This is a genomic window from Streptomyces sp. NPDC005899, assembly GCF_040629645.1.
Taxonomy (GTDB): Bacteria; Actinomycetota; Actinomycetes; order Streptomycetales; family Streptomycetaceae; genus Streptomyces.
The window spans coordinates 1-22,795 of record NZ_JBEXWB010000011.1; the positions used below are offsets into that span (position 1 = coordinate 1).

Sequence of the window (22,795 nt, forward strand, 5' to 3'; positions counted from 1 at the left end):
GCCCGTGGGGCTCGCGGCCGGGACGGCCGGTTCCGCCGCCGCCGACGGTCCGGCCGCGCCGGCGGCCTCCGTCCGGCACCCCGCAGTCAGCACGGCGACGGCCAGCACACCGAGGGCGGCAGCCGTCGCCGTACGCCGCCGGGCGGCACGGAGGCCGTTCGTCCGCTCCGCGCCCGCACCGGCCCGGCCCCTTCGGCTCCCCGCTCGTCCCATCGTCGGCCCCCTGGCTCGCCCGCCACCGGCCCCGTCCTGGCCCGGTATCCCATGAGACGGATTCCCGCCCTGCCCGGTTGCGCAATCCCGAGCATGATGGGGACACGCGTCCGGACTCGGGGGAGCATGCTGTGAGCAAGGTCCCAACGCGTGGCTCACCCCGGCCGGGCCGCCGCCGCTAGAGTCCGTCGCGAGGTCTTGTTACCGAGAAGTAGCGTGAGCGGGAGGCACAGCACATGACGCGTGAGTCCGAGTCGGGACTGCCCATCGAGCCGGTGTACGGACCGGACGCGCTCGAAGGCTGGCGGGCCGACGAGAAGCTGGGCGAGCCGGGTGCGTACCCGTTCACGCGCGGTGTCTACCCCACGATGTACACGGGCCGGCCGTGGACGATGCGGCAGTACGCCGGGTTCGGCACGGCGACGGAGTCCAACGCCCGCTACAAGCAGCTGATCGCCAACGGCACGGCCGGACTCTCGGTCGCGTTCGACCTGCCGACACAGATGGGGCACGACTCGGACGCCCCGATCGCCTCCGGCGAGGTCGGCAAGGTCGGGGTGGCCATCGACTCGATCGACGACATGCGTGTCCTGTTCGACGGGATCCCGCTGGGCGAGGTCTCCACCTCCATGACGATCAACGCCCCGGCGGCCCTGCTGCTCGTCCTCTACCAACTGGTCGCCGAGGAACAGGGCGTGCCGGCGGAGAAGCTGACGGGCACCATCCAGAACGACGTGCTCAAGGAGTACATCGCCCGCGGCACGTACATCTTCCCGCCCAAGCCGTCGCTGCGGCTGATCGCGGACATCTTCAAGTACTGCCGTGCCGAGATCCCCAAGTGGAACACCATCTCGATCTCCGGCTACCACATGGCCGAGGCGGGTGCCTCGCCCGCGCAGGAGATCGCCTTCACGCTGGCCGACGGCATCGAGTACGTCCGCACGGCCGTCGCCGCCGGCATGGACGTGGACGACTTCGCCCCCCGGCTGTCCTTCTTCTTCGTCGCCCGCACCACGATCCTCGAAGAGGTCGCCAAGTTCCGTGCCGCGCGCCGGATCTGGGCCAGGGTGATGAAGGAGGAGTTCGGCGCCGAGAACCCCAAGTCGCTGATGCTGCGCTTCCACACCCAGACCGCCGGCGTCCAGCTCACCGCCCAGCAGCCCGAGGTGAACCTGGTGCGGGTCGCCGTGCAGGGGCTCGGAGCCGTGCTCGGCGGCACCCAGTCACTGCACACCAACTCCTTCGACGAGGCCATCGCGCTCCCGACCGACAAGTCCGCCCGCCTGGCGCTGCGCACCCAGCAGGTCCTGGCGTACGAGACGGACGTGACGGCGACGGTGGACCCCTTCGCGGGGTCGTACGTCGTGGAGAAGATGACCGACGACGTCGAGGCGGCGGCCCTGGAGCTGATGCGGAAGGTCGAGGACATGGGCGGGGCGGTCAACGCCATCGAACGTGGTTTCCAGAAGAGCGAGATCGAGCGCAGCGCCTACCGCATCGCCCAGGAGACGGACAGCGGTGAGCGGGTCGTCGTCGGGGTGAACCGCTTCCGGCTCGACGAGGAGGAACCGTACGAGCCCCTGCGCGTCGACCCCGCGATCGAGGCCCAGCAGGCCGCCCGGCTGGCGAGACTCCGGGCGGAGCGCGACCAGGGGGCGGTGGACGCGGCGCTGGCCGAGCTGAAGAAGGCGGCGGAGAGCGACGCGGGCACGGCCAACGTCCTCTACCCGATGAAGGACGCGCTCCGCGCGCGGGCCACGGTGGGCGAGGTGTGCAACGCGCTGCGGGAGGTCTGGGGCGCGTACGTCCCGACCGACGCGTTCTGAGGGGCGGGTGGACGTCCTTCACCGTGCCGGCCGCGGACCGGGTGGAGGCGGAGCGCTCCGCGGAGGGGCTGCTCGGCGGCGGCGAGGGCTGATCCGCCGGGCGGTCCACCGCGACGAGGACCGCCCGGGCCGGGTGTCGTACTGGCGTGCGACACTCCGTTCATGCTGGGTGTCACCGATCTTCCGACCTATCTCGCCGGCCTGGTGCTGATCCTCCTGCTGCCGGGACCGAACTCGCTGTACGTGCTGTCGGTCGCGGCCCGGCGCGGGGTGCGCACCGGCTATGTGGCCGCTGCCGGGGTGTGGACCGGGGACGCCGTCCTGATGACGCTGTCCGCGTTGGGCGCCGCCTCACTGCTGCAGACGACGCCCCTGCTCTTCGCCGTCGTCAAGTACGCGGGGGCGGGCTACCTGACCTGGATGGCGTTCGGGATGCTGCGCGCCGCCGTGTCGATGTGGCGGGAGCGGCACCTGCGGGTGGCCGGGCCGGCGGACGCGGCTCCGGCACCGCCGGGGGTGCCGGCGCGGCAGTCCGTGCGGGAACGCCCCTACCGGCGCGCGCTGGTGGTCAGCCTGTTCAATCCCAAGGCCATCCTGTTCCTCATCTCCTTCTTCGTGCAGTTCGCCGACCCCGGATACGCCTATCCGGCCCTGTCGTTCCTGCTGCTGGGCGCGCTGTTGCAGGCCGGCAGCTTCCTCTACCTCTCCGTGCTCATCTTCGGCGGCACCCGGCTGGCCGCCGCCTTCCGCCGCCGCAAGCGGCTGTCGGCGGGGGCCACCTCGGCGGCGGGCGTGCTGTTCCTGGGCTTCGCGGCGAAGCTCTCGTTCAGCAGCGTCTGAGGAGCGCCTGCGGGGCGGGCGGCGGGCCGCTAGTGGTGCCAGGCATTGCCTCCGACGTTGTGGATCATGCGCTGGAGGACCTTGAGCGCGGCGACGAACTCCTCGTCCGGGATTCCGGCGTGGATCTCCGCTCTCGCCCGGGCGACCCGTTCGTACGCCTTCTCGCGCAGGGCGTGGCCCTCGGGGGTGAGCCGCAGCCGGTCGGCCGCGTCCTGGGTGACCAGGCCGTGGGCGACCAGGGTGTCGATCTCCGGCTCCAGCCCGTCGCCGACGTTCAGGTAGCCGCGGAGCATCGCCACCACCTCGGCGCGCGGCCTGCCCTCGTCGTCGGCGTCGACGAGCTGATTGAGGACCCACCAGGGGGGCTGGGTCAGGCCGTGCTCGGCCAGGGCGGCACGGATGTGGGTCACGGTCGCCTCGTGGGCGGCCCAGCTCCAGTAGCCGATGGGCTGCCGGGCCAGTCCCGCGTCGTCGTGTGTGTAGTCCATGTCCTGGACCGTAGGACCTCGAGCGAGGTTGAGGTCAAGGCCCGGTGATCCGGCGGAGCCCGGTCCCGCCCCGCGCTCTCAGCCCAGCCGCTCCCGGAGCGGGACCCTGGCGGCCTGTGCCGCCATCGTCCGCTTCAGACGGGGCCCGATCGGCTTCTCCACCCAGCGGTGGAGCAGGTGGGCCAGGAGGAGCATGCAGCCCACCGAGGCGGCCAGCGTCACCTGTGTAGGCAGGTGCAGGACGCGGTTCATGACGCGGATCGCGAACCAGCCCAGGTGCTCGTGCAGCAGGTAGAACGGGTAGGTGAGCGCGCCGGCGACCGTCAGCCAGCGCCAGTTCGCCCATCGGAGCCCGCCGAGCGCCACCGCCGCCACCGCGGCGAACGCCAGCGTCACGATCGCCTGCACGACGTAGGGGGAGCGCGCGAAGTCGCCCTCCATGCCGGGGTGCCAGAGGGCCGTGACCGAGTACCGCTGACCCAGGAGCCAGCTCGTGACCACGATGCCCCACAGCAGCAGGTCGCTGCCGTAGCGGTGGATGAGGTAGAGGGCGAGCCCGCCGACGAAGTACGGGGCGTGGTCCCGCATCACCAGGGCGTCGGTGAGCGGTGTCTGCGCCACCCGGGCGAAGACGGCCGCGAACGTCCAGCCGATGCAGAAGACGACCACCCGGCGGTAGGTCACACCCCGCCAGACCACGAACACGGCGAAGAGCAGGTAGAACCGCATCTCCACCCAGAGCGTCCAGCAGACGCCGAGGACCCGGTCCACCCCCATCGGCTGCTGGAGCATGGTGAGGTTGACGAGGAGTTCGTCCAGCGGCAGTGGCGCGACCACCACCGGGAGCAGTACCGCGGCACCGGTGATGAGCACGATCGCCGCCCAGTAGGCGGGGTACAGGCGGGCGACCCTGGACCGGAAGAAGTCACCCGGGCTCCGCCCCCAACTGCTCATGCAGATCACGAAGCCGCTGATGATGAAGAACAGCTGCACCCCGAGGCTGCCGTACGTGGCGAACGACGACAGCGTGGGGAACTTCACGCCCGGCGACTGGCCCCAGGACTCGGCCACCGGGCCGTTCTTGCCCGCGTAGTGGTACAGGCAGACCATCAGCGCCGCCAGGATGCGCAGGCCGTCCAGGGCCCGCAGGCGGCCCGTGTCCCTGGAAGCGGAACGGGATGCCGGTGCCGGGGCCGCCGCCTGGGCGGGCGGTGGTGGTGCGATCGTCACGTCGGTGGTCCTTCCACGTCTTCCACCGTCTTCCCCCCGGGAAGACGCACGTCATGGGGTGGCTGTCAGCCGCACGGTCAGGGAGCGGGTGTCAGCCGCTGTTGACCCGGCCGCCGCCCGGGAGACGGCGGCCGGCCGCCCGCTGCCAGGTGCGGGCCTGCCGGGCGAACCGGCGCACGGTGGGGTTGCGGGGGAGGAAGTCGAACTGCGGGGGCAGGGCGCCGGGCAGGGCGAGGGCGGTCAGGCGGCGGCGCCTGAAATAGCGCTCCCGGCCGGACACCGGCTGTCGGGCCAGGAACGCCTCCGCGGAGGGACGCAGTTCCGGGTAGATCTTCGGCTGCATCGCGAAGCCGACGGCGGTGACCAGCCCGCCGAGGTCGCGCCGGATCCGCTCCTCGCCCGGCAGGCTCCACCCCGCGGTCGCCGCCGCGTCCTCGAGGTCGGGCAGGAGCGCGTCGACGATGGTGACCGGGACGCGGTTGCTGTTCTGGTACGGGGTGAGCCCGTTGAGCAGCGTGTCCGTGCCCAGGCGGGCGACGGGGATGCCGTAGAAGGCGGCGGCGGTGAGCAGGGCGGTGGAGAAGGCGCCGACGACGAGCGCCGGGCGCAGCCGCTGGTAGACCACTTCGGCGATGACCGGGGCGTCCAGCACGGTCAGTTCGGCGCCCAGCCGCCCGGCCTCCTCCTCCAGGACGTGCGACCAGCCGGCCGGAGCGGAGGGATGCGGCTTGAAGACGAGGTGGCGGTGCCCGAGCGCGACGGCTCCGCGCACCATCCGCACGTGGAGGTCCTCCTCCTCGGCGGGGGTCAGGACGTCGATCGCCGACAGGTACTGGCCGAGCAGCAGGGCGGGGGCCTCCTCGCTCCGGGGGGCGGCGAAGGAGGGCGCCGAGCCGGCCAGCTCCGCGAGCACGCCGAGGAACTCGGCCGTGGGCACGATCTCGGGCTCGACGCCGAACTCGGAGAGCAGCAGGGGCCTGAGCCCGGGTACCAGGTCCAGGTGGAGGAGCCGCTGCACCCGGGTGCCGATCAGCGGATCGATCCTGTTCCGGGTCGGGCCGTAGCTCATCAGCCCGTCGGCGTAGACGTGCACGGGGCTCTCGCCGAAGATCTTCACCAGGGCGCTGGACGGGTTCGCCTGGATCGACTCGCAGGCGATCTCCACCGGCCCGTCACCGAGGTCCCAGGCCAGCCGCAGGTACCGCTCCCAGAGCAGCGTGTCCTGGTCGCGGGGGAACCAGCCCGCCGGGTGGAAGGGCTGGATGAACTCGTTCCAGGAGAGCACGGTGTCGAACTCGGTGCGCAGGCACGCGAACCCGTCCATCCGGTCGAGCGGGGTGCCCACCTCCGGGGCGTACGAGGTGTCGCTGACGACCAGGACGCGGCGGTGCGCGTCACGGGGGCCGAACTGGCCCGCGCGGATGGCGGCGGTGACCGTGGCCGCGGCGTACTGCGAGCAGGCCGCGAAGAGCTGGGTGGTGCGGGGGCCGGACATCAGGCGGAGACTCCTGTGGTGACGGAGGGAACGGACCCGGTGGGGACCGGGCGGCGGCGGAGCCGGCGGAGCCGTGCCGCCCGCTGGTCCCCGAGCGAGTCGAGTGTGTCGCTGAGGAGGTCCTGCGGAAGGCGCTGGAGTGCGGCCGCGCTCATCGAGCGCAGTTTCCGCGCGACGGCCGGCTCGAACCTCTCGACGGAGTTCAGGTGGTGCGCCATGACGGCCGCGTAGGTCCGGACGGCTTTGGGCAGCAGCCTGTCCGCCTCGGGGTCCCGGGCCGTCTCCTCGATGACCTGGTCGAACGCCCGGATGAAGTCGAGCTGTCGCACGTCGCCGATCTGGGTGAGCGAGGAGGCGACGCCGCGCCGGTAGAACACCCCGAGCAGTCCCACCGCGGCGAAGGACTCCGCCTCCCGGTGCAGCCGCCAGATCCACGGCCGGTCCTCGGCCGTCCGCAGCCCGTGCGTGAAGTGGAGCAGTCCGCGGTCGACGAGGCGCCGGTGGTAGATGCCGGCCCAGGCGTACGGGTAGTCCACCGACGTGGTGCGGTCGGCCGGCAGGATGGCCTCCCGCGGGCTGAACGGAACGCCCCGCAGTCCGTGCGGCACCCGGTGCACGGTCCGGGCCCGGCCGGTGACCTGCACGTGGTCGGCGCGCACGAAGTCGCACCCCAGCTCCTGCGCCGCGGCCAGCAGCCGCTCGTAGTAGCCGGGGGCCAGCCAGTCGTCACCGTCGAGGAAGGTGATGAACTCCCCGCTCGCGGCGTCCAGTCCGGTGTTGCGCGCGGTCGCGAGCCCGCCGTTCCTCTCGTGCCGTATGACGACCGCCCCGGGGATGTCGTCCCGCGCCCGGCGCAGGATGTCGGCCGTCCCGTCCGTCGAGCAGTCGTCGACCAGGATGAACTCGAAGTCCCCACGCGCGTTCGCGCGGAGACTTCTGAGGGTGTCGGGCGCGTAGGTCTGCACGTTGTAGAACGGCACGATGACGGACAGCTTAACCATGCGGATCACGCTAGGTCCGGGCCCTGACATGCCGTCTGTCCCCGGTGGGGACACGGGGTGAACGGGCCGTGTCGGCTCCGTTAACCGGCCCGGCGACACGGGCTCGGGCCCCGGCGGGCGGCCCTGATTCCCAAGCGTCGGTGGGCTGTTAACCATCTGTTGCCCCCGCGTTGGGCCGCCCATCGAAATGCCTTCCTAACTTCTAGGGCGTGCCCCCTCGTACCAGTAACGCGGCCGGTCCGGCCGTCACCCCAGCAGCCGGCCGCGCGGCGCTCCGCGTCGCCGTGCTCGCCGACTCCGACACCCGCTGGAAGTGGGGTGCGCTCACCGCGCACCGCCTCGCCGGTGCCGCTGGTGCCGTCGGCTCCGGCCGGGCGGAGCGGCCCGCCGAGATCAGCGGGCTGCTGCTGCGCGGCCGGGCCACCCCCACTCCCCGGCAGCTCGCCGAGGTGGGTGTGGACACGGGCCGGGTGCGTGAGGTGACGACGGCCGAGTTCCTGCGCACCGTGCGGGACGAGGCGTACGACGTCGTGGTCCTGGCGCTCGTCGGCGGTGCCGTACAGGCGATGCTGCACGGCCTGGCCGCACTGGAGCTCCCGCGCAGGCCGGTCGTCGTCACCGGTTACGTCGGGGTCGTCTACGAGAAGCTCGCCGACGGGCTCCTGCTGCGGCACGGCGCCGACATGGTCCTCGCCAACTCCCGTCACGACGCCGGGCGCTTCCGCACGGTGTACGAGGGGGTCGGCGCGGACGCCTCCGCCGTCACCGAGGCCGCCCTGCCGTTCCTCGGCGGGGAGCCGCACCGGGCGGAGGAGGGCCGCGACACCGTCGTGTTCGCCGCCCAGCCCTCCGTACCGGCGTCCCGCGCCGAGCGCGCCTACCTGCTGCGCCGGCTCGTCGAGCACGCCCGGCTGCACCCGCGCCGCGAGGTCCTGCTGAAGCTCCGCTCCAGGCCGGGCGAGCACACCACGCACATCGAGGAGCTCCCCTACCAGCGCCTCGCGGACCGCGTGCCCGGCGGCCTCCCGCCCAACTTCCGCCTCGTGTACGGGCACATGGGCGAGGTCCTGGACCGCACCGACCTGCTGGTCACCGTCTCCTCGACCGCGGCGCTGGAGTCCCTGCACCGGCGGATCCCGACCGCGGTCCTGTCCGACCTCGGCGTCCGCGAGGCACTCGGCAACCACCACTTCATCGGTTCCGGGCTCATCACGTCGTGGGACCACCTCGACGGCGGATTCCGCCCGCGCCCCGACGAGGAGTGGCTCGCCGGCCAGGGAGTCGCCGCCGACGGCTCGTACTCCACCGCCTACGACGCCGCCCGCGCCCGGGTGGACGGACTGCTGGCCGCCGGCCCGCTGCCCGCCCTCGCCCCCTACTACACCGCCGCCACCGCCCCCGGTTACCTCCCCGGCATCCTCGCCCGCTACCACCTGGGCCCCGACGGCCGCCCGCTGCCGGGCGCCGCCGCCCCCCGGGAGGCCGGCCGGGTCAGGGGAGCCGTGCGGGAGACCGTCCGCAACGCGGCGCGCGGTGCCTACCGCCACGGCGTCCAGCGGGTCGCCCCGGTGATCCGCCGGATGGGCGAGCTGTGACCACCACTCCAGGAGCAACCATGACCCCGCCCCCGGCCCCGACCGTGCTCGCCGTGATCCCCGCCCGCGGCGGATCCAAGGGCGTTCCCGCCAAGAACCTCGCCGAGGTCGGCGGCTTCCCCCTCGTCGCCCGCGCGGTCCGCGCCTGCCTGGCGTCCCCCGAGGTCACCGACGTCGTCGTGACGACCGACGACGAGGCCATCGCCGACGCGGCCCGAGCCGCGGCCGAGGCACTCGGCGACGGGCCCCGGCTGCACTGCGTGCAGCGCCCCGCCGCCATCGCGGGCGACACCGCGACCAGCGAGGCGGCCGTCCTGCACGCCCTGGACGCCTACGAGGCCCTGCGGGGCGGCCGGACGGCCGACGTGGTGCTGCTCGTCCAGTGCACCAGCCCCTTCATCACCCGCGAGGACGTCGACGGGGTCGCCGCCGCCGTCGCCCGGGACGGCGCCGACACGGCCGTCACCGTCGCCCCCTTCCACGGCTTCGTGTGGCGCGACGGCAGCGCGGTCGAGGACACGGCGTACGGCGTGAACCACGACAAGGCCGTCCGCCCGCGCCGCCAGGACCGCCCCCAGGACTACCTGGAGACCGGCGCCGCCTACGCCATGGACGTCGCCGGATTCCGGACCCACCGCCACCGTTTCTTCGGTCACACGGCGCTCGTGGAGACCGACCCCGCCCGCGTCCTGGAGATCGACGACCCGCACGACCTCGCCCGTGCCCGCGCCCTCGCGCCGCTCCTGGACCCGTCTTCGCTGCCCACCCGGGCGGACGTCGACGCCGTCGTCCTCGACTTCGACGGCACCCAGACCGACGACCGGGTGCTCATCGACTCCGACGGCCGGGAGACCGTCGCCGTGCACCGCGGCGACGGCCTCGGGATCGCCGCCCTGCGCAAGGCCGGCCTGCCGCTGCTGATCCTGTCCACCGAGCGGAACCCGGTCGTCGCCGCCCGCGCCCGCAAGCTCCAGGTGCCCGTCCTGCACGGCATCGACCGCAAGGACCTGGCGCTCAAGCAGTGGTGCGAGGAGCAGGCCCTGGACCCCGCCCGCGTGCTCTACGTCGGCAACGACGTCAACGACCTGGCCTGCTTCGGCCTGGCGGGCTGGCCCGTCGCCGTGGCGAGCGCCCACGACTCGGTACGCGCCGCGGCGCGCGCCGTGACCGCACAGCCGGGCGGATCCGGCGCCGTCCGCGAGATCGCGGCCTGGCTCCTGGGCCCCACCCTCACCACCGAAACGCCCGACACCCCCACCGAGTAAGGAAGCACCACCATGAGCAGCACCTCCCGTCTGCGCACCTTCGGCACCCGCACCGCGGGCCCCGGCAACCCCGTCTACATCACCGGCGAGATCGGCATCAACCACAACGGCGACCTCGGCAACGCGCTCGCGCTGATCGACGTGGCCGCGGACGCCGGCTGCGACGCCGTCAAGTTCCAGAAGCGCACCCCGGAGATCTGCACCCCGCGCGACCAGTGGGACATCGAGCGCGACACCCCCTGGGGCCGCATGACGTACATCGACTACCGCCACCGCGTCGAGTTCGGCGAGGCGGAGTACCGGGCCATCTCCGAGCACTGTGCCGAGCGCGGCATCGACTGGTTCGCCTCCCCTTGGGACACCGAGGCCGTCGCCTTCCTGGAGAAGTTCGACGTCCCCGCGCACAAGGTGGCCTCCGCCTCCCTCACCGACGACGAGCTCCTGCGCGCCCTGCGCGCCACGGGCCGCACCGTCATCCTCTCCACCGGGATGTCGACGCCGCGTCAGATCCGGCACGCGGTCGAGGTCCTCGGCAGCGACAACATCCTGCTCTGCCACGCCACGTCCACGTACCCGGCGAAGGCCGAGGAACTGAACCTGCGGGTCATCAACACCCTGATGCAGGAGTACCCGAACGTCCCGATCGGGTACAGCGGCCACGAGACCGGCCTGCAGACCACGCTGGCCGCCGTGGCCCTCGGCGCCACGTTCGTCGAGCGCCACATCACCCTGGACCGCGCCATGTGGGGCTCCGACCAGGCCGCCTCCGTCGAGCCCCAGGGACTCACGCGCCTGGTGCGCGACATCCGCACCATCGAGGCGTCCCTCGGTGACGGCGTCAAGAAGGTGTACGAGTCGGAGCTCGGCCCGATGAAGAAGCTCCGCCGCGTCGCGGGCGTCGTCGCCGAGCGCGACGACGCCCCGGCCGAGCCGGTCGCGGTCTGACGGGCCGACCGGTGAACCTCGCCTTCGTCGAGAGCCCGGTCCAGCTCCTGAACGTCCTGGAGTGGACCCACGCCCGGGGAGGACCCGGCAGCACCACCGTCGTCGTCCTCCCCCCGGTCGACCCGATGTCGCGCGGCCAGCTGCGCAGGATGGCGGAGCTGGCCCGCGACGAGGGCGTCACCGTGCGCTGGCAGGAGGCGCGCGGCCGGAACGGCGCGCCCCTCAAGGCCCTGCGCGCCCTGACGGCACTCATCCGCACGGCGGACCGCATCGTCGTCGGGGACCCCTTCTCCCGGTACGTGCAGCTGCTGCTGTCCCTGGTCCGGCCCCGCCGGATCACGGTGGTCGACGACGGCACGGCCACCATGGAGTTCGTCGCCCAGCTGGCCGGCGGCGAACGCCTGGTGCGCTGGCACCGCCGGGGCAGCCGGGGCCCCCGCGAGCTGCTGCTGGCCCCGGTCACCTCGGCGGCCCGCCGTAGTTTCACACCCTCCGGGAACCGTACGGTCGAGGTGTTCACCGCGATGCCGGTGGAGGCCCCGGAGGGCGTCGAGGTCACCCCCAACACCTTCGCCTGGACCCGGGGGCGCTTCGGGCCGCCCTCCGTCACCAAGGGTGCCGACCTCGTCGGCACGTCACTGGTGGAGACGGGCGTGGTCGATCCGGTCCCGTACGAGGAGGCGGTGACGGCCCTGGCCCGTGCGCACGGCGCCACCCGCTACTTCGCCCACCGGCGTGAGTCCGCGGAGAAGCTCCACGCCCTGGAGGCCGCCACCGGTCTGGAGATCGTCCGCCCGGACCTGCCTCTGGAGCTCATCGCCCGCCGTGGCCCGATCGGCCACACGGTGGTGAGCTTCCCGTCCACGGTGGTCCACACCCTGCCGCTCGCCCTGGCGGGCACGGGAGTGAAGGTGGCGGTGTGCGACATAGCGCCCGAGTGGCTGCGCGACACGGCGTCCCCGCGTGCGCAGGGCTTCCTGAGCGGGGTCACGGAGACGGCCCGGGACGTGCAGCGGCTGGCGCCGTGGCGGGCCACGGCGGTCGTGGAGGGCTGAGCCGGCGGGTACCGGCGATACCGCCGGGTGCCCGCCCCAGGGCTTGCGCGCTCCCGCTGACGGGCAGTCGGTCCGGGTAGGGCATTGCGCCGAGGAAAGGGATCCCCACCATGACCGCCGGACTCTCCGACGACCTGAGGAAGCTCATCGACGACACCCCGGTCTTCGCGACCGTGGCCACGGTCCAGCCGGACGGCAGCCCGCAGCTGTCGGTCGTCTGGCTCGCCCGGGACGGCGACGACCTGCTGTTCTCCACGACCGTCGGGCGCCGCAAGGAGAAGAACCTGCGGGCCGACCCGCGGATCACCGTCATGATCAACCCGCCGAACGCGCCGTACACCTACGCCGAGATCCGCGGTACGGCCGCACTGACCACGCAGGGCGGACAGGAACTGATCGACGCCCTGTCCCGCAAGTACACGGGCCAGGAGTACGCGGACTTCAACCCGTCCTCGAAGGACGACGCCGCCCGGGTCGTCGTCCGCGTCACTGCGCGCAAGGTGGTCGGCTCGCTCTGAGCGCGCCGGTGCCCGGGGCCGGCCGTACGCGTCATCCCGCGAGGCGCGAGCGGGCGGGGCACCGGCGGGGCGGGTCCGCCCCGCCGGCGCCGTCCGCCCGCCCGCGCGTGCCCGCCGTACGGTGCACGCGGCGCGGGCTCAGCCGGCGAGCTCGCGGGCCCCGGCGTACCGGACGTTGATCCGGTGGAGGACACGGCTGTCCTCCAGGTCCCGGGTCGGGCTGACCCCGGTGCCGCGGTGCAGCGTGCTCATGTTGTCCCAGATCACCAGGTCGCCGGGCCGGTACCGGTGGGTGTAGCCGGGCAGCTCCTTGAGGACGAACTCCTCCAGCGCGTCGAGGGCGAGCTCCGACCGGGCGTCGGGGAGCCCGACGACGGACATGGCGCTCCCCGAGGGGGCGAAGAGGCCGCGCCCGCCGGTGACGGGGTGGGTCTCGATCAGCTTGTGCCGGGCACCCCGCAGTCGGGCGTGCTGCTCCTGGGACAGGTTCTGTTTCGCCGCCGTGTCGTCCCGCAGCGCCTTCCGGTTGCCGAAGCGGTGGACGACGTCGAGGGCGAGCACCTCGTCGACGCTCTCGCAGCCGAGGAGTTCGAGCAGGTCCGGACGGGACGGCAGGAGCTCCAGGGCAGAGGCCAGATCGGCGAACGCCGTGCCGCCGGAGCGCTCGGCGGCGCGCACGGCGTAGAGGGAGGTGGCGATGCCGAGGTCCTGGAGGTACGACATGTCGGCGTGCCAGTAGGCCCCGCCGTCGAGTACCCCGAAGGGGGTGCCGTCGGGCTTGACGTAGTCCGAGATGGTGAGGATCGAGGGGAAGCCCGGCACGGTGAGGTTCTGGAGCACGTGGGGGACCGGCCGGCCGAAGTGCTCCATGAACGTCTGATAGCGACGAGGGCTCAGTGACTGGCCGCGCAGGACGAGTACCCGGTGCCGGTGGAGGAGGGTTCTCAGCTCGCCGATCTCCTGCGCGGTGGCCGACGCGGCGTCGAAGCCGGTCACCTCACCGGCGAACTCGCGGGCACCCAGTGGCGTTGTTCTCATACGACTCGCTCCCGGTGGAATCCGGACCCGGCTGGCCGGGGCCTGTGCGTGGTCGGACGCCTCACCCGTCTCAGGTGTTCCGCGTGGTTCGCGCGCGCGGCAGCCGCCGGGCCGCCTCCTCCACCTGCCCGGCGGAGACCGCGAACGAGAAGCGGAGCCACGGCGTGTGCGGCCGGGTGAAGAAGTGGTCCAGGGGCAGGGCGCACACCCCCGCGTCGAGCAGGAGGTCGACCGCGGGCTCGGGCCCCCACGGACGGTCCGCGGGAGGCACCGCCATGACGAAGTGACCCCCGTCGGGCACGGACACGGTGAAGCCGCTGCCGGTGAGCGCCGCGAGCAGGTGGTCCCGCTTGCGCCGGTAGGCCCCGGCCGTGCCTTCCAGCCGCGCGGTGTCCACCTCGGCGAGGACCCGGACGGCGGCGCGCTGGAGCAGGTCCGGCGCGCAGTTGGACAGGTGCATGTGAGCGGTCTCCGCGCGGCGCGCGAGCCGGCCGGGCGCCAGCAGCCACCCCAGCCGGACCCCGGCGGCGGCGTAGGACTTGGAGACTCCGCCGGCGATCGCGGTGCGTCCCGTCTCCATCAGCGCCTCGTACGGCACGGCCGGGCCGCGGTAGCGGAAGTCGCGGTACACGTCGTCGATCAGCAGGTGGCAGCCGTGGCGCTCGACGAGTGCGCGCACCGCCGCCCACTCCTCGGAGCCGAGGACCAGACCGGTCGGGTTGTGCGGGGAGTTGAGCAGGAGGACGCCCCGGCGGCCCAGCGGTGCCAGTTCCGCCGCCAGCCGGTCCATGTCCAGGCGGGGGGCGGGCCCGGTGAGGTCGATCGGGACGCTGCGGGCCGCCATGCCCGTGATCCTGGCCAGCCCGGGATAGTAGGAGTAGAAGGGCTCCAGCCACAGCACGGTGTCGCACCCGTCGTCCGCGAGGCCGAAGAGGGCGGCGGCAAGGGACTCCGTGCATCCGGAGGTGGTCACCGGAGCGGGGAACCCGTCCCCGTACAGGCCGGCCACGGAAGCCCGCAGTCCGGGTGTGCCCGCGGACGGTGTGTACTGGAAGTGTGCGTGGGGCATCTCGGCGGTCAGTGCCGCTCGCCACTCCGTGTCGTACACGGGTTCCGGTATCCCCTGCGAGAGGTTGACCGCGGAGTGCTCCGCCGCCAGCGCGGTCATGCGCTGGTAGACGCCTACGACCTGGCTGTCCGGCTCGGTGGAGGTGGACGTGCTCACGGTGTTCTTCCGTTCCTCGGTCCGGGGCACCCGGACGGGCCCGGGGTGCACCGGGCCCGTCCGGGCGTGCTCATCAGGCGGTGGCGATGCGGTTGAGCCCGTTCCAGAAGGTGGTGAGGGCGTCCAGCACCTGGGCCGCGCCCTGGATCAGCTCCTCGCGGGCGGTCTCCTCCTTCGCCGCGGCGAGCAGGGCGTCCTGGACCCAGTCCACGTGGTTGGCCTCGATGAGGATGTGGAGGTAGAAGTAGTTGTAGTCCTCGTGCTCCCAGCCGTCGTAGAGACGGAAGCCCTCGTACAGGTTCACGATCATCGGGAACCCGAACTCTTCGATCACGTAGTGCGCGCCGACCGAGTAGTTCGACGACTCGTCCAGGAAGAGGCGCCGCAGGTTGGCGACCAGCTGCTCCGCCTCCGGGGCGTGCTTGACGGTGCGGTAGTCGTCGAGCTCGACGCCGATGCCCGCGAGCGCCTTCTCGAACATGATGTAGTGGGCGTCCCCGTGGCCGTCACCCAGCTCCGAGACGACGGTGCGGGCGCTCTTCAGCCGGATGAACTCGTCGTCCACGCGGGCCGCCAGTCCGGCCAGGATCTGCGGGAACGTCCGGATGTAGTAGTAGTACTGCTGGAAGACCTCCTTGAGGACCTCCTTGGGGAGCGGCTCCTTGCGAAGCGTCTGGTAGAACGCGTTCTCGTTGATCCCTGAGTCGTCGATCATCTGCTTGATGCGCGCGATGACCTCGGTACCTGCTTCGACCTCGTTGCCCACGGAACTGGATCCTTTCGGTGACAGTACGCGTCGCACGGGACACCGCCTTGCCGGCGGTTCGACCTGGGAGAAGGGGCGTGGCGCGGACATCGATGGATGGCGCTCGCCGACCGGTGGCTCGAACCCGCGATGCCGACCGGACACATTCATCATCAGCGCGCCCCCGACGGCGGCGCCAGTGCCACGAGCCTTCGCAACTCGGCCTGGCGACAGTCCGACAGGGGGTAAAGCGGGCATTAACCCCGAAGGAAGCCGACGTGTACGGGACGGCGGTGGTGGGGATCTTCCGGAGAGGGCGTCCAGGAACTCGGGACGGTGGAAGGAGAAGTGCGGCGCCAGGTCCGCCGGCCGTCCGTGGAACAGATAGCAGGGGGGCGGAACCGGCCGGATACCGTTTATCCGGTCGAGATCAAGTTCTGCTCCCCGGGTGCACGGCGTGAAATCGCCAGGGGTAATTCACCGGAAGGGAGCGTGCCGGTCCGGGGGTGTGATACGCCGGCACAGTCCTTTCCGGTGCCGGGCATACCGGACGGCTTTCCCGGTAATGGCGGCGTTTGCTAGTGTGCCGCGCATGAAGCCACGGGTTTTCCTTTTCGATCTCGGCGGCGTCGTCTGCCGCTTCCACCGCGAGCGCCGCCTGGAAATCCTCGGAGCGGCGTGCGGCCTCCCGGCGGAGCGTGTCGACGAGGAGCTGTACTCCTCCGGCCTGATCTCCTCGTGGGACGGCGGGGCCGGGAGCGCCGAGGAGGTGGAGGGGGAGATCCGGCGGCGCCTCGGCTTCCCCGGTACCTCCGCGGAGCTGCGCCGCATCTGGTGCGGTGCCTTCGAGCCCGACCCCGGCGTCCTGGCCGCGGCCGATCTCGTCCGCCCGTACCGCACGGCCCTCTTCACGGACAACGACGCGCTGCTGCTCTCGGGCCTTCCCGAGCAGCTGCGGGAGGTGGGCGACCGCTTCGACGCCCTCGCCTTCTCCTGTGCGCTGGGGGCCACCAAGCCCGCTCCCGAGGCATTCGCGGGGGCCCTGGGCCTCCTCGACGCCACCGCCGAGGAGGCCTTCTTCGTGGACGACCGCGAGGCGAACGTACGCGCGGCCCGTGAACTGGGGCTCACCGCCGTCCTCTTCGAGGGCGGGCCCGCGCTGCGCCGCACCCTCCAGGAGCTGCTAGCCGACTGAGCCGGCCGTCCGGGAGGTCAGTACCGCCACGGCCTCGGCGTGTACCTCCGCCGGGGGACGGGCGCCGTCGAGCACGACGGCACCGGAGTCCCGCATGACCTCCTCGTACCGCTCGCACAGCCCGGTGATCTTGGCGCGCAGCCCGGCGGGGGAGTAGGCGTCGACCCAGCGGTCCTGCCGCGCGACGAGCCGCTCGTAGGCGAGTTCGGGATCGACCCGCAGCCAGAACAGCACGTCGGCCCGGGGCAGCAGGGCCTCGATCCGGGCGAACCAGTCACGGTGCTCCACCACGTCCTCGCAGTAGACGGCCCACGTGTGCCGCCAGCGGTCGAAGAGCACGAAGTCCGCCTGCTCGAACCGCTGCTGTTCGTAGCGGAACTGCACGGCACTCTCCAGGAGATAAGCGGAATGCCGGAAGGGGGCGGGAAGTGCGTCCTGGTAAAGCTTTTCCGGGCGTCCGTCCTCGGCAATTCTCCGGAATGCGTTCGAGAGTGCTCGGGCGGGCCTCGCCCGGACGACCGACGCACGTTCCGAAAGCGAGGTACCGAGACTTTCGAGCAAAGTGGACTTTCCGCTTCCGTCCACTCCCTCGAGTGCCACTATGCGGTATGTCACTCCGATTTCCCCTTGCCTTTGTGAAGAGAAGCCGTGCTAGTTTCCTCGCCATGAAAGAGCCGATGATCGGAATATCCCTCAGGCCCTGGCGCAGACCGGAGAAGATCGACCGCTGGATGCAGAGCATCGGGTATTTCCGCGCCGTGGAGGCGTCCGGCGCCGTCCCGCTGGGCATCGCACCGGTCGCCGAGCCCGCCCTGCGCGCCCTCTACGACCTCTGCCAGGGCCTGGTCCTGCCCGGGGGGATGGACATCGCGCCCGAGCTGTACGGCGACGAGCGCCACACCACCACGGAGATCCAGCCGGAGCTGGACGCCATGGAACTGGCCCTGCTGCGCTGGGCGGAGGAGGACGGGAAACCCGTCCTCGGCATCTGCCGGGGTGCCCAGCTGCTCAACGCGGCCAGGGGCGGGGCCCTGTGGCAGGACCTTCCGGCCCAGCGAGGCGTCTCCGGGCACGAGGGGGACGGCACCGCATCCGACTTCCACGACATCGTCGTCGAGGAGGGGAGCCGGTTGCGGCAGGTGACGGACTCCGGGCGGGTCCTGGTGAACAGCCGGCACCATCAGGCGGTCTCCGTGCTCGGCAAGGGCCTGAGCGCCGTCGCCCACGCCCCCGACGGCGTGGTCGAGGCGATCGAGGCGCAGGGCCCGTGGTTCGCGCTCGGGGTGCAGTGGCACCCCGAGGAGCTGCCGGCCGGATCACCGGTCGGGGGCGGGGTCTTCCGGGCCCTGGCGCAGGCGGCCTCACGCCGGGCTGTCGCGCACCAGGCCGGCCGCGTGGAGCCGGGACACGAGCTCCTCGACGGCTGACACCGCGTCCGCCGTCGAGGAGCCGGAGACACCGACCATGCCCCAGCGGTCCGGGACGCTGGCCACGACCCGGACCGCTCTGTCCGGTGCCGTCTCCCGCTCCGCCAGGCCGGTCGTGGTGGCCAGGTCCGCCTGCGCGGCCGGGCGGTAGACACGGGTGGCCACGTGCACGGGCCCGCCCGGACCGGACAGCGCGTCCTGGAAGGCGCGCATGTACACCGCGCCGTGGGACGAGAGGTTGCAGTCGATGACCCCGTGGACGATCCGGTCGCCGAAGCGCCCCCCGATCCGCCCCACGGCGAAGTCGATCCCGCCGGTGACCAGACTGTGCGCGCACCCCTGAGCCTCGGCCTCCGGGCCGCCGAACGCGTCGAGGATCGCCCGCAGGGCCGCCGTCATGGAGGCGTACGCGCTCCTGGGCACTCCGAAGGCCGCGAAGTCCTCGGCGAGCAGCGTCGCGTTGCCCTCCCAGGAGCAGCCGTTCATGAGCTGGAGGGTCAGCCCCTCGGCCACCCGGCCCCCCTGGATGTGGCCGGACGGGGTGATGATGAACCGGCGCCCGGCGATGTCGCAGGTGGCGAAGTCGACGTGCGCCTCCAGCGCGTACGAGTCGCCGTGCACGTGGGCCTCGCGCGCGTGGCGGGTGAGGGTCTCCTCGTCGTGGAGGTCCAGACCGGTCACGATGCGGGCACCGTCGCCCGCCTCGCACGGCTTGAGGCAGCCCCGCTCCACGCCGTACCGCTCCAGGAGCAGGCGCGCCGCGGCGCGCACCCCCGCGGCGAACTCCGCCGGGTCGTCCCCGCGGGGGACGAGGTAGCCGGGGAGGACGGGGATCGCCATACCGAGCAACTGGTGGGCGGAGGACATCCGCTGCTCGCGGGCCAGCAGGTCGTCCGGCTCCAGGCCGTCCGCGTCGACGCCCAGCGCGTCCGGGACGGTGGGGTGGACGTGGTCCTTGCGGTTCCAGCCGGCGGACACGACGGGCCCGTTCGCGTCGACCCGCAGGACGTCGAGACCGAGCCGCTCCTTGAGCCACAGGAGGAAGATCTGCGTCTCCAGGTCGAGGGCGTAGAGCCGCACCACCGCGTCGGGGCGCGTGCGGTACCAGTCCAGGAGCGGGAGCAGCGCGGAGTGGCCGGGCGCGGCCGCGACGGTGAGCAGGGCGTGCGAGAGGTAGTAGTACTCCCGGGCGCCGATGTCGACCGCGGCGACGCCGACGCGGTCCACGGCCTCACGCCACGGTGCGATGCGCCCGACGGCCACGTCGCCCTCCCGGGCCAGCGTGACCGCCCGGCTCTCCAGGTAGCCGGCGACGTCGTAGGGGTTGCGCCCGGCGACGACGTCGGACAGGTCGCCCTCGAAGCCCCGGGTGGTCCGTGTGGCGGAGTGCATGATGACGGCGTGCACCGCCTCGGGCGCGGCGGGATCCTCGGCGAACGGGAGCAGTTCCCCCGCAGCCCTGTCCGCCACGCCGGCGACGCCGTGTCCGAGCAGGAGCCGGCAGTACTCCTCGATCTCCTCGTCGGAGAGCACGCGCGGGCCCGTGCTGAACCCGGTCCACGGGTGCACGGTGCCGTCGCCCGCGACGACTTCGGTGCTGATCGGCGTCGGCTCCGCGAGACGCGTGCCGGCCGCACCGCCCGCCGCGTCGGTGTCCATCGTCATGTCGCTCGTAGTCCTGTCGGATAACCCTCGGCCGCCGGCCGGGGGAGGGGTGGGGGGACGAGTACGTGGAGGATCTTCCGCCAGAACTCCTCTTTGGTCCCGGTGGCCGGGAACGCCTGGGCGTCCAGCACGTAGGTACGGTCCAGCTCGTCGGTGACCATGTCGAAGACGGCGTAGCGCAATCCCAGGGCCCGCGCCGCGTAGAGCGCCGTCTGCCCGGCGGTGGCGCTCCGGGCCATGGGGCCCTCGACGACCGTGCGCCCCTGTTCGACCGAACGGGTGGTGACCGACCCCGCGGGAGCGTGGCGTTCCTCGATGTCGATCACGCAGCCGCTCGCCACGGTGACCCGCAGCTCCGTCTTCGCCCCCCCGACGGTCATGCCCACCTCCTGCTCGAAGACGAAGCCGGACTCCGCGCAGAGCGCGGCCAGGAAGCCCTCGTCGCCGGGGGCGACGTCGCGGAAGATCCACTGTTCACCGGAGGTGTTGCCGGGGGACTCCAGCCGTCCGTCGCGATAAGCGTAGTTCGTCCGCCACCGCTCGGGGGTGAGGTGGGTGATGCCCTTGCCCATCGACCCGCACACCGCCTTGACGTAGAGGGAGCGTCCCGACTCCAGGACGGCCGACAACTCCTTCGGTGTGGGGTTGTCGAGGCCCGGGGGCACGGGGATGCCCGCCTGCTCCAGCACGTGTCTGGCCAGTGCCTTGTCCCTGGTGCGGGCGACCGCCTCCGGCGTGTTGAGGTAGTGGGCCCCCTGCGGCACGCTGCGGCGCAGCAGGCGGTCGGAGCTGAGCAGGTACGCGGAGAGGGCGTCGGCGTAGGCCCGCGTGCCGTAGGAGCCCTCGACCTTGTCCTCGATCCGCGCGTCCCAGAACTGGTGGGGGAAGAACAGCACCACCCCCACGGGGCCGGGCAGGCCGCGGACCCCCTTGCGCACCTCGGCGTAGGTGTGCAGGCGGACGGAGACCCCGCGCTCGGCGAGCCATCCCTCGTGTGCGAGGAAGGGGTCCAGCTGGGAGCGCGGCCAGGCGTCGGCGACGGCCAGGAGCGTCCGGATCGGTGGCGTGTTCATGCGGCTGCCTCGCTCTCGCCGTGCCGGTCGAGAGCGTGGATCAGGCCGAGGACGTGGCCGGCGACCTCCTCGGCGGGCGGCGAACCGTCCACGACGGTGTGCGGGACGCCGGCGAGACGCGTGGCGTACGCGGCGTCGAGTCTCTCCAGATCGGCCATCAGCTCGTCGGCGCTCCAGTGGTCGACGGTCCAGTCCCCCCGCTGCGCGATGCGCGCGAACGCGGTCGGCGGTGGGGTGCGGACGTGGAGGAGCAGATCCGGCCGGGGAAGGTCGTCCATGAGGAGCTGGTAGAAGTCCTCGTACATGCCGCGCTCCGGAGCGTAGACGTCGTACGTGGTGAGCCACCGGTCGAAGACGAGCCAGTCGTACGCCGCGTACTCCGCTTCCAGGTAGTGGAACTGCGCCTGCGCGTCGACAAGGAAGGCGCTCCGGCGGAGCGCGTCGGGGATGACGTCCTGATAACGCTGCCGCTGCTGCGAGGGCTCGTCCACGAGTTCGCGGAAGACGCTCGCCATGCGGGGCGAGAGCCGCTCGTACCGCGCCTTGGGCCCGAGGAGGCGCACCAGGTTGGCGGCCAGGGTGGACTTGCCCGAACCGTCGATCCCCTCCACCGCGATGATCCGGTAGGGACGGTCCGTACCCGTCATGCAGGCACCTCGGTGTCCACGGGCAGGCCGCGGCCCGACAGGAACTCCGGGAAGGGCAGGCGCCCGCGTACCAGTGCCGGGACGGTCTCGTTGACGGCACGCTGGCCGGCGCAGGCGCCGAGTGCGTGGATGCCGTCCACGGAGGTGCGGCCGCACTCGTCGGTCAGGATCGCGCCGTCCGCGTTCCGGGCCAGGGACTCCACCAGCGCCCCGCCCGGGAGCACGGGCTCGCAGCCCGTCGCCCAGACCACCGCGGTGTCCTCGATCCGGCGGCTCTCCTCCCAGGCGGAGCCGCCCCCGTTGATGAGGCGTCCCCGGGCGTGCCGGCACCGGCCGCTCAATGACCGCGAACCCAGGGGGTTCTCGTTGTCCCCGGCGCGGTACGTCCACATGACCTCGCCGTCGCGCACGTCGAGACGGTCGTAGACCAGGTGGCGCACGCACGGGGTGTGCCATCCCGGCCGGCCGCACTCCAGGGCGGACTTGGCGACCAGTTCGCAGGTGAGCTGGGAGGGGGCGCGCCAGCTGTACTTGTCGGCGCTCTCGATGGGGAACATGCCGACGTAGCGGTTGCCGAGGACCACCACCTCGGAGGCATCCGGGGCGACCAGCGACGCGACCTGCATGGCCGAGTTGCCGGAGCCCACCACGAGGACGGACCTGTCCGCCCACCGGTCCGTCCGGCGCACCGCGTGCTCGCGGTGGACGACGTCGTGGGCGACGGCCCCGGCCTCCGCCCAAGCGGGGGGCGGGGTACGGGGGTTGCTCCCCGTGGCCAGGACGACCTTCTCGGCACGCTCGTAGGAGATGCGGCCGTCGCCGTTGAGGACGTGGAGGAGGAACTTGCCCGTTTCGCCTTCGATCTCCAGGATCCGGGCGCTCTTGACCGTGGCACCGGAGGTGAGCAGGCTCTCGCGGACGTAGGCGTCGAACTGGGCCGCGCTGGGACGCAGTCGGCCGGTCATGCCGAGCTGAAACGTTTCCTCGTACCGGGAAAGCCTGAGCTCGTCCGCGTAGGACTGGAGGGTGGAGTCGCCGAGGAACTCCATTCCGGTGCCCAGGCGGTCAGCGATGACCAGGGTGTCCTGGGGAGGTATGTCCCCCTGGCGCACCTGTACGGCGGCGGCGGATCCACCGCCGATCACCACCAGGCGCCAACATCGGCCGGTTTCGCTGAAACGGTACATGCCACTTCCTTGCCGTCGGAGTGTTCAGGCGTTGTCGTGACCGGGGGCGATGACCGGATCAGCCCCAACCGAGGTCCGGTTCGTCCTGGTGGCCGTTCACGGTGGGTCCCGGCGGGACGGCG

The 22,795-nt window shown here is 72.3% G+C and carries 21 protein-coding genes and 1 pseudogene; 9 read left to right on the top strand and 13 right to left on the bottom strand.

Annotation, left to right across the window (positions count from 1 at the left end):
- Positions 1-213: pseudogene (locus tag ABZ371_RS02815) on the bottom strand (hypothetical protein); the annotation flags it as partial.
- Positions 214-449: 236 nt separating this feature from the next.
- On the opposite strand from ABZ371_RS02815, the gene ABZ371_RS02820 reads away from it, so the two are divergent.
- Positions 450-2,039 carry a methylmalonyl-CoA mutase family protein gene (locus tag ABZ371_RS02820; protein WP_358672785.1) on the top strand — a complete coding sequence of 530 codons (1,590 nt, stop codon included), beginning with the start codon at positions 450-452 and terminating at the stop codon, positions 2,037-2,039.
- A gap of 162 nt (positions 2,040-2,201) precedes the next feature.
- Positions 2,202-2,879 carry a leucine efflux protein LeuE gene (gene leuE / locus ABZ371_RS02825; RefSeq protein ID WP_358672786.1) on the top strand — a complete coding sequence of 226 codons (678 nt, stop codon included), beginning with the start codon at positions 2,202-2,204 and terminating at the stop codon, positions 2,877-2,879.
- A 29-nt stretch (positions 2,880-2,908) separates the two neighbouring features.
- On the opposite strand, the gene ABZ371_RS02830 is transcribed toward leuE, so the two are convergent.
- The 4 genes from ABZ371_RS02830 to ABZ371_RS02845 form a co-directional block, all read right to left on the bottom strand.
- On the bottom strand, positions 2,909-3,367 hold the full coding sequence (locus ABZ371_RS02830) for a MarR family winged helix-turn-helix transcriptional regulator (protein ID WP_358672787.1): 459 nt from the start codon (positions 3,365-3,367) through the stop codon (positions 2,909-2,911).
- A 78-nt stretch (positions 3,368-3,445) separates the two neighbouring features.
- Positions 3,446-4,597: an acyltransferase gene (locus ABZ371_RS02835; protein WP_358672788.1), complete on the bottom strand. Its 1,152-nt coding sequence runs from the start codon at positions 4,595-4,597 to the stop codon at positions 3,446-3,448.
- A 91-nt stretch (positions 4,598-4,688) separates the two neighbouring features.
- Positions 4,689-6,092 (bottom strand): polysialyltransferase family glycosyltransferase, encoded by a 1,404-nt coding sequence (locus ABZ371_RS02840; RefSeq protein ID WP_358672789.1) that lies wholly within the window; start codon positions 6,090-6,092, stop codon positions 4,689-4,691.
- Complete coding sequence (locus tag ABZ371_RS02845; protein ID WP_358672790.1) at positions 6,092-7,093, bottom strand: glycosyltransferase family 2 protein; 1,002 nt, start codon at positions 7,091-7,093, stop codon at positions 6,092-6,094. The genes ABZ371_RS02840 and ABZ371_RS02845 overlap by 1 nt, the downstream gene beginning before the upstream one ends.
- A 209-nt stretch (positions 7,094-7,302) precedes the next feature.
- On the opposite strand from ABZ371_RS02845, the gene ABZ371_RS02850 reads away from it, so the two are divergent.
- From ABZ371_RS02850 to ABZ371_RS02870, 5 genes are all read left to right on the top strand, one after another.
- Positions 7,303-8,688, top strand: coding sequence for a DUF6716 putative glycosyltransferase (locus tag ABZ371_RS02850; RefSeq protein WP_358672791.1), 1,386 nt, complete (start codon positions 7,303-7,305; stop codon positions 8,686-8,688).
- Between the two features lie 20 nt (positions 8,689-8,708).
- Positions 8,709-9,953: an acylneuraminate cytidylyltransferase gene (locus ABZ371_RS02855; protein ID WP_358672792.1), complete on the top strand. Its 1,245-nt coding sequence runs from the start codon at positions 8,709-8,711 to the stop codon at positions 9,951-9,953.
- A gap of 12 nt (positions 9,954-9,965) precedes the next feature.
- A complete protein-coding gene (locus ABZ371_RS02860) occupies positions 9,966-10,898 on the top strand; it encodes an N-acetylneuraminate synthase family protein (RefSeq protein WP_358672793.1) in 933 nt (310 codons plus the stop codon).
- A gap of 11 nt (positions 10,899-10,909) precedes the next feature.
- Entirely contained in the window at positions 10,910-11,953 is a 1,044-nt protein-coding gene (locus ABZ371_RS02865; RefSeq protein WP_358672794.1) for a hypothetical protein, read from the top strand.
- A gap of 110 nt (positions 11,954-12,063) precedes the next feature.
- Positions 12,064-12,471 (top strand): PPOX class F420-dependent oxidoreductase, encoded by a 408-nt coding sequence (locus tag ABZ371_RS02870; RefSeq protein WP_358672795.1) that lies wholly within the window; start codon positions 12,064-12,066, stop codon positions 12,469-12,471.
- 138 nt (positions 12,472-12,609) lie between these two features.
- Here ABZ371_RS02870 and ABZ371_RS02875 read toward each other — a convergent pair whose 3' ends face one another.
- The 3 genes from ABZ371_RS02875 to ABZ371_RS02885 form a co-directional block, all read right to left on the bottom strand.
- Positions 12,610-13,509 (bottom strand): TauD/TfdA family dioxygenase, encoded by a 900-nt coding sequence (locus ABZ371_RS02875; RefSeq protein ID WP_358672796.1) that lies wholly within the window; start codon positions 13,507-13,509, stop codon positions 12,610-12,612.
- A gap of 70 nt (positions 13,510-13,579) precedes the next feature.
- Positions 13,580-14,734 carry a pyridoxal phosphate-dependent aminotransferase gene (locus ABZ371_RS02880; RefSeq protein WP_358672797.1) on the bottom strand — a complete coding sequence of 385 codons (1,155 nt, stop codon included), beginning with the start codon at positions 14,732-14,734 and terminating at the stop codon, positions 13,580-13,582.
- 73 nt (positions 14,735-14,807) lie between these two features.
- Complete coding sequence (locus ABZ371_RS02885) at positions 14,808-15,500, bottom strand: iron-containing redox enzyme family protein (RefSeq protein WP_358672798.1); 693 nt, start codon at positions 15,498-15,500, stop codon at positions 14,808-14,810.
- 571 nt (positions 15,501-16,071) lie between these two features.
- Here ABZ371_RS02885 and ABZ371_RS02890 point away from each other — a divergent pair.
- Positions 16,072-16,674: an HAD family phosphatase gene (locus tag ABZ371_RS02890; protein WP_358672799.1), complete on the top strand. Its 603-nt coding sequence runs from the start codon at positions 16,072-16,074 to the stop codon at positions 16,672-16,674.
- On the opposite strand, the gene ABZ371_RS02895 is transcribed toward ABZ371_RS02890, so the two are convergent.
- Complete coding sequence (locus tag ABZ371_RS02895) at positions 16,663-17,289, bottom strand: AAA family ATPase (protein WP_358672800.1); 627 nt, start codon at positions 17,287-17,289, stop codon at positions 16,663-16,665. The genes ABZ371_RS02890 and ABZ371_RS02895 overlap by 12 nt on opposite strands.
- Before the next feature lie 62 nt (positions 17,290-17,351).
- Between ABZ371_RS02895 and ABZ371_RS02900 the strand changes: the two genes are divergently transcribed.
- Positions 17,352-18,101 carry a gamma-glutamyl-gamma-aminobutyrate hydrolase family protein gene (locus ABZ371_RS02900; protein WP_358672801.1) on the top strand — a complete coding sequence of 250 codons (750 nt, stop codon included), beginning with the start codon at positions 17,352-17,354 and terminating at the stop codon, positions 18,099-18,101.
- On the opposite strand, the gene ABZ371_RS02905 is transcribed toward ABZ371_RS02900, so the two are convergent.
- Genes ABZ371_RS02905 through ABZ371_RS02920 form a run of 4 tightly spaced genes read right to left on the bottom strand, consistent with a single transcriptional unit; the run spans position 18,036 to position 22,673 of the window.
- The gene (locus ABZ371_RS02905) at positions 18,036-19,766 is read right to left on the bottom strand and encodes a hypothetical protein (protein ID WP_358672802.1); all 1,731 of its coding nucleotides are present in this window, start codon (positions 19,764-19,766) and stop codon (positions 18,036-18,038) included. The genes ABZ371_RS02900 and ABZ371_RS02905 overlap by 66 nt on opposite strands.
- Positions 19,763-20,839, bottom strand: a complete 1,077-nt coding sequence (locus tag ABZ371_RS02910) for a hypothetical protein (RefSeq protein ID WP_358672803.1) — start codon at positions 20,837-20,839, stop codon at positions 19,763-19,765. Before ABZ371_RS02910 ends, ABZ371_RS02905 begins: the two co-directional genes overlap by 4 nt.
- Complete coding sequence (locus tag ABZ371_RS02915) at positions 20,836-21,486, bottom strand: deoxynucleoside kinase (protein WP_358672804.1); 651 nt, start codon at positions 21,484-21,486, stop codon at positions 20,836-20,838. The genes ABZ371_RS02910 and ABZ371_RS02915 overlap by 4 nt, the downstream gene beginning before the upstream one ends.
- On the bottom strand, positions 21,483-22,673 hold the full coding sequence (locus tag ABZ371_RS02920) for an FAD-dependent oxidoreductase (RefSeq protein ID WP_358672805.1): 1,191 nt from the start codon (positions 22,671-22,673) through the stop codon (positions 21,483-21,485). Before ABZ371_RS02920 ends, ABZ371_RS02915 begins: the two co-directional genes overlap by 4 nt.
- Positions 22,674-22,795: the final 122 nt, after the last annotated feature.

What these genes read in the sequence shown, in the direction of transcription:
- ABZ371_RS02820 (WP_358672785.1), top strand. Translation starts at nt 450, where the DNA reads ATGACGCGTGAGTCCGAGTCGGGACTGCCCATCGAGCCGGTGTACGGA.
- leuE (WP_358672786.1), top strand. Translation starts at nt 2,202, where the DNA reads ATGCTGGGTGTCACCGATCTTCCGACCTATCTCGCCGGCCTGGTGCTG.
- ABZ371_RS02830 (WP_358672787.1), bottom strand. Translation starts at nt 3,367, where the DNA reads ATGGACTACACACACGACGACGCGGGACTGGCCCGGCAGCCCATCGGC.
- ABZ371_RS02840 (WP_358672789.1), bottom strand. Translation starts at nt 6,092, where the DNA reads ATGTCCGGCCCCCGCACCACCCAGCTCTTCGCGGCCTGCTCGCAGTAC.
- ABZ371_RS02845 (WP_358672790.1), bottom strand. Translation starts at nt 7,093, where the DNA reads ATGGTTAAGCTGTCCGTCATCGTGCCGTTCTACAACGTGCAGACCTAC.
- ABZ371_RS02855 (WP_358672792.1), top strand. Translation starts at nt 8,709, where the DNA reads ATGACCCCGCCCCCGGCCCCGACCGTGCTCGCCGTGATCCCCGCCCGC.
- ABZ371_RS02860 (WP_358672793.1), top strand. Translation starts at nt 9,966, where the DNA reads ATGAGCAGCACCTCCCGTCTGCGCACCTTCGGCACCCGCACCGCGGGC.
- ABZ371_RS02870 (WP_358672795.1), top strand. Translation starts at nt 12,064, where the DNA reads ATGACCGCCGGACTCTCCGACGACCTGAGGAAGCTCATCGACGACACC.
- ABZ371_RS02875 (WP_358672796.1), bottom strand. Translation starts at nt 13,509, where the DNA reads ATGAGAACAACGCCACTGGGTGCCCGCGAGTTCGCCGGTGAGGTGACC.
- ABZ371_RS02890 (WP_358672799.1), top strand. Translation starts at nt 16,072, where the DNA reads ATGAAGCCACGGGTTTTCCTTTTCGATCTCGGCGGCGTCGTCTGCCGC.
- ABZ371_RS02900 (WP_358672801.1), top strand. Translation starts at nt 17,352, where the DNA reads ATGATCGGAATATCCCTCAGGCCCTGGCGCAGACCGGAGAAGATCGAC.
- ABZ371_RS02905 (WP_358672802.1), bottom strand. Translation starts at nt 19,766, where the DNA reads ATGACGATGGACACCGACGCGGCGGGCGGTGCGGCCGGCACGCGTCTC.
- ABZ371_RS02910 (WP_358672803.1), bottom strand. Translation starts at nt 20,839, where the DNA reads ATGAACACGCCACCGATCCGGACGCTCCTGGCCGTCGCCGACGCCTGG.
- ABZ371_RS02915 (WP_358672804.1), bottom strand. Translation starts at nt 21,486, where the DNA reads ATGACGGGTACGGACCGTCCCTACCGGATCATCGCGGTGGAGGGGATC.
- ABZ371_RS02920 (WP_358672805.1), bottom strand. Translation starts at nt 22,673, where the DNA reads ATGTACCGTTTCAGCGAAACCGGCCGATGTTGGCGCCTGGTGGTGATC.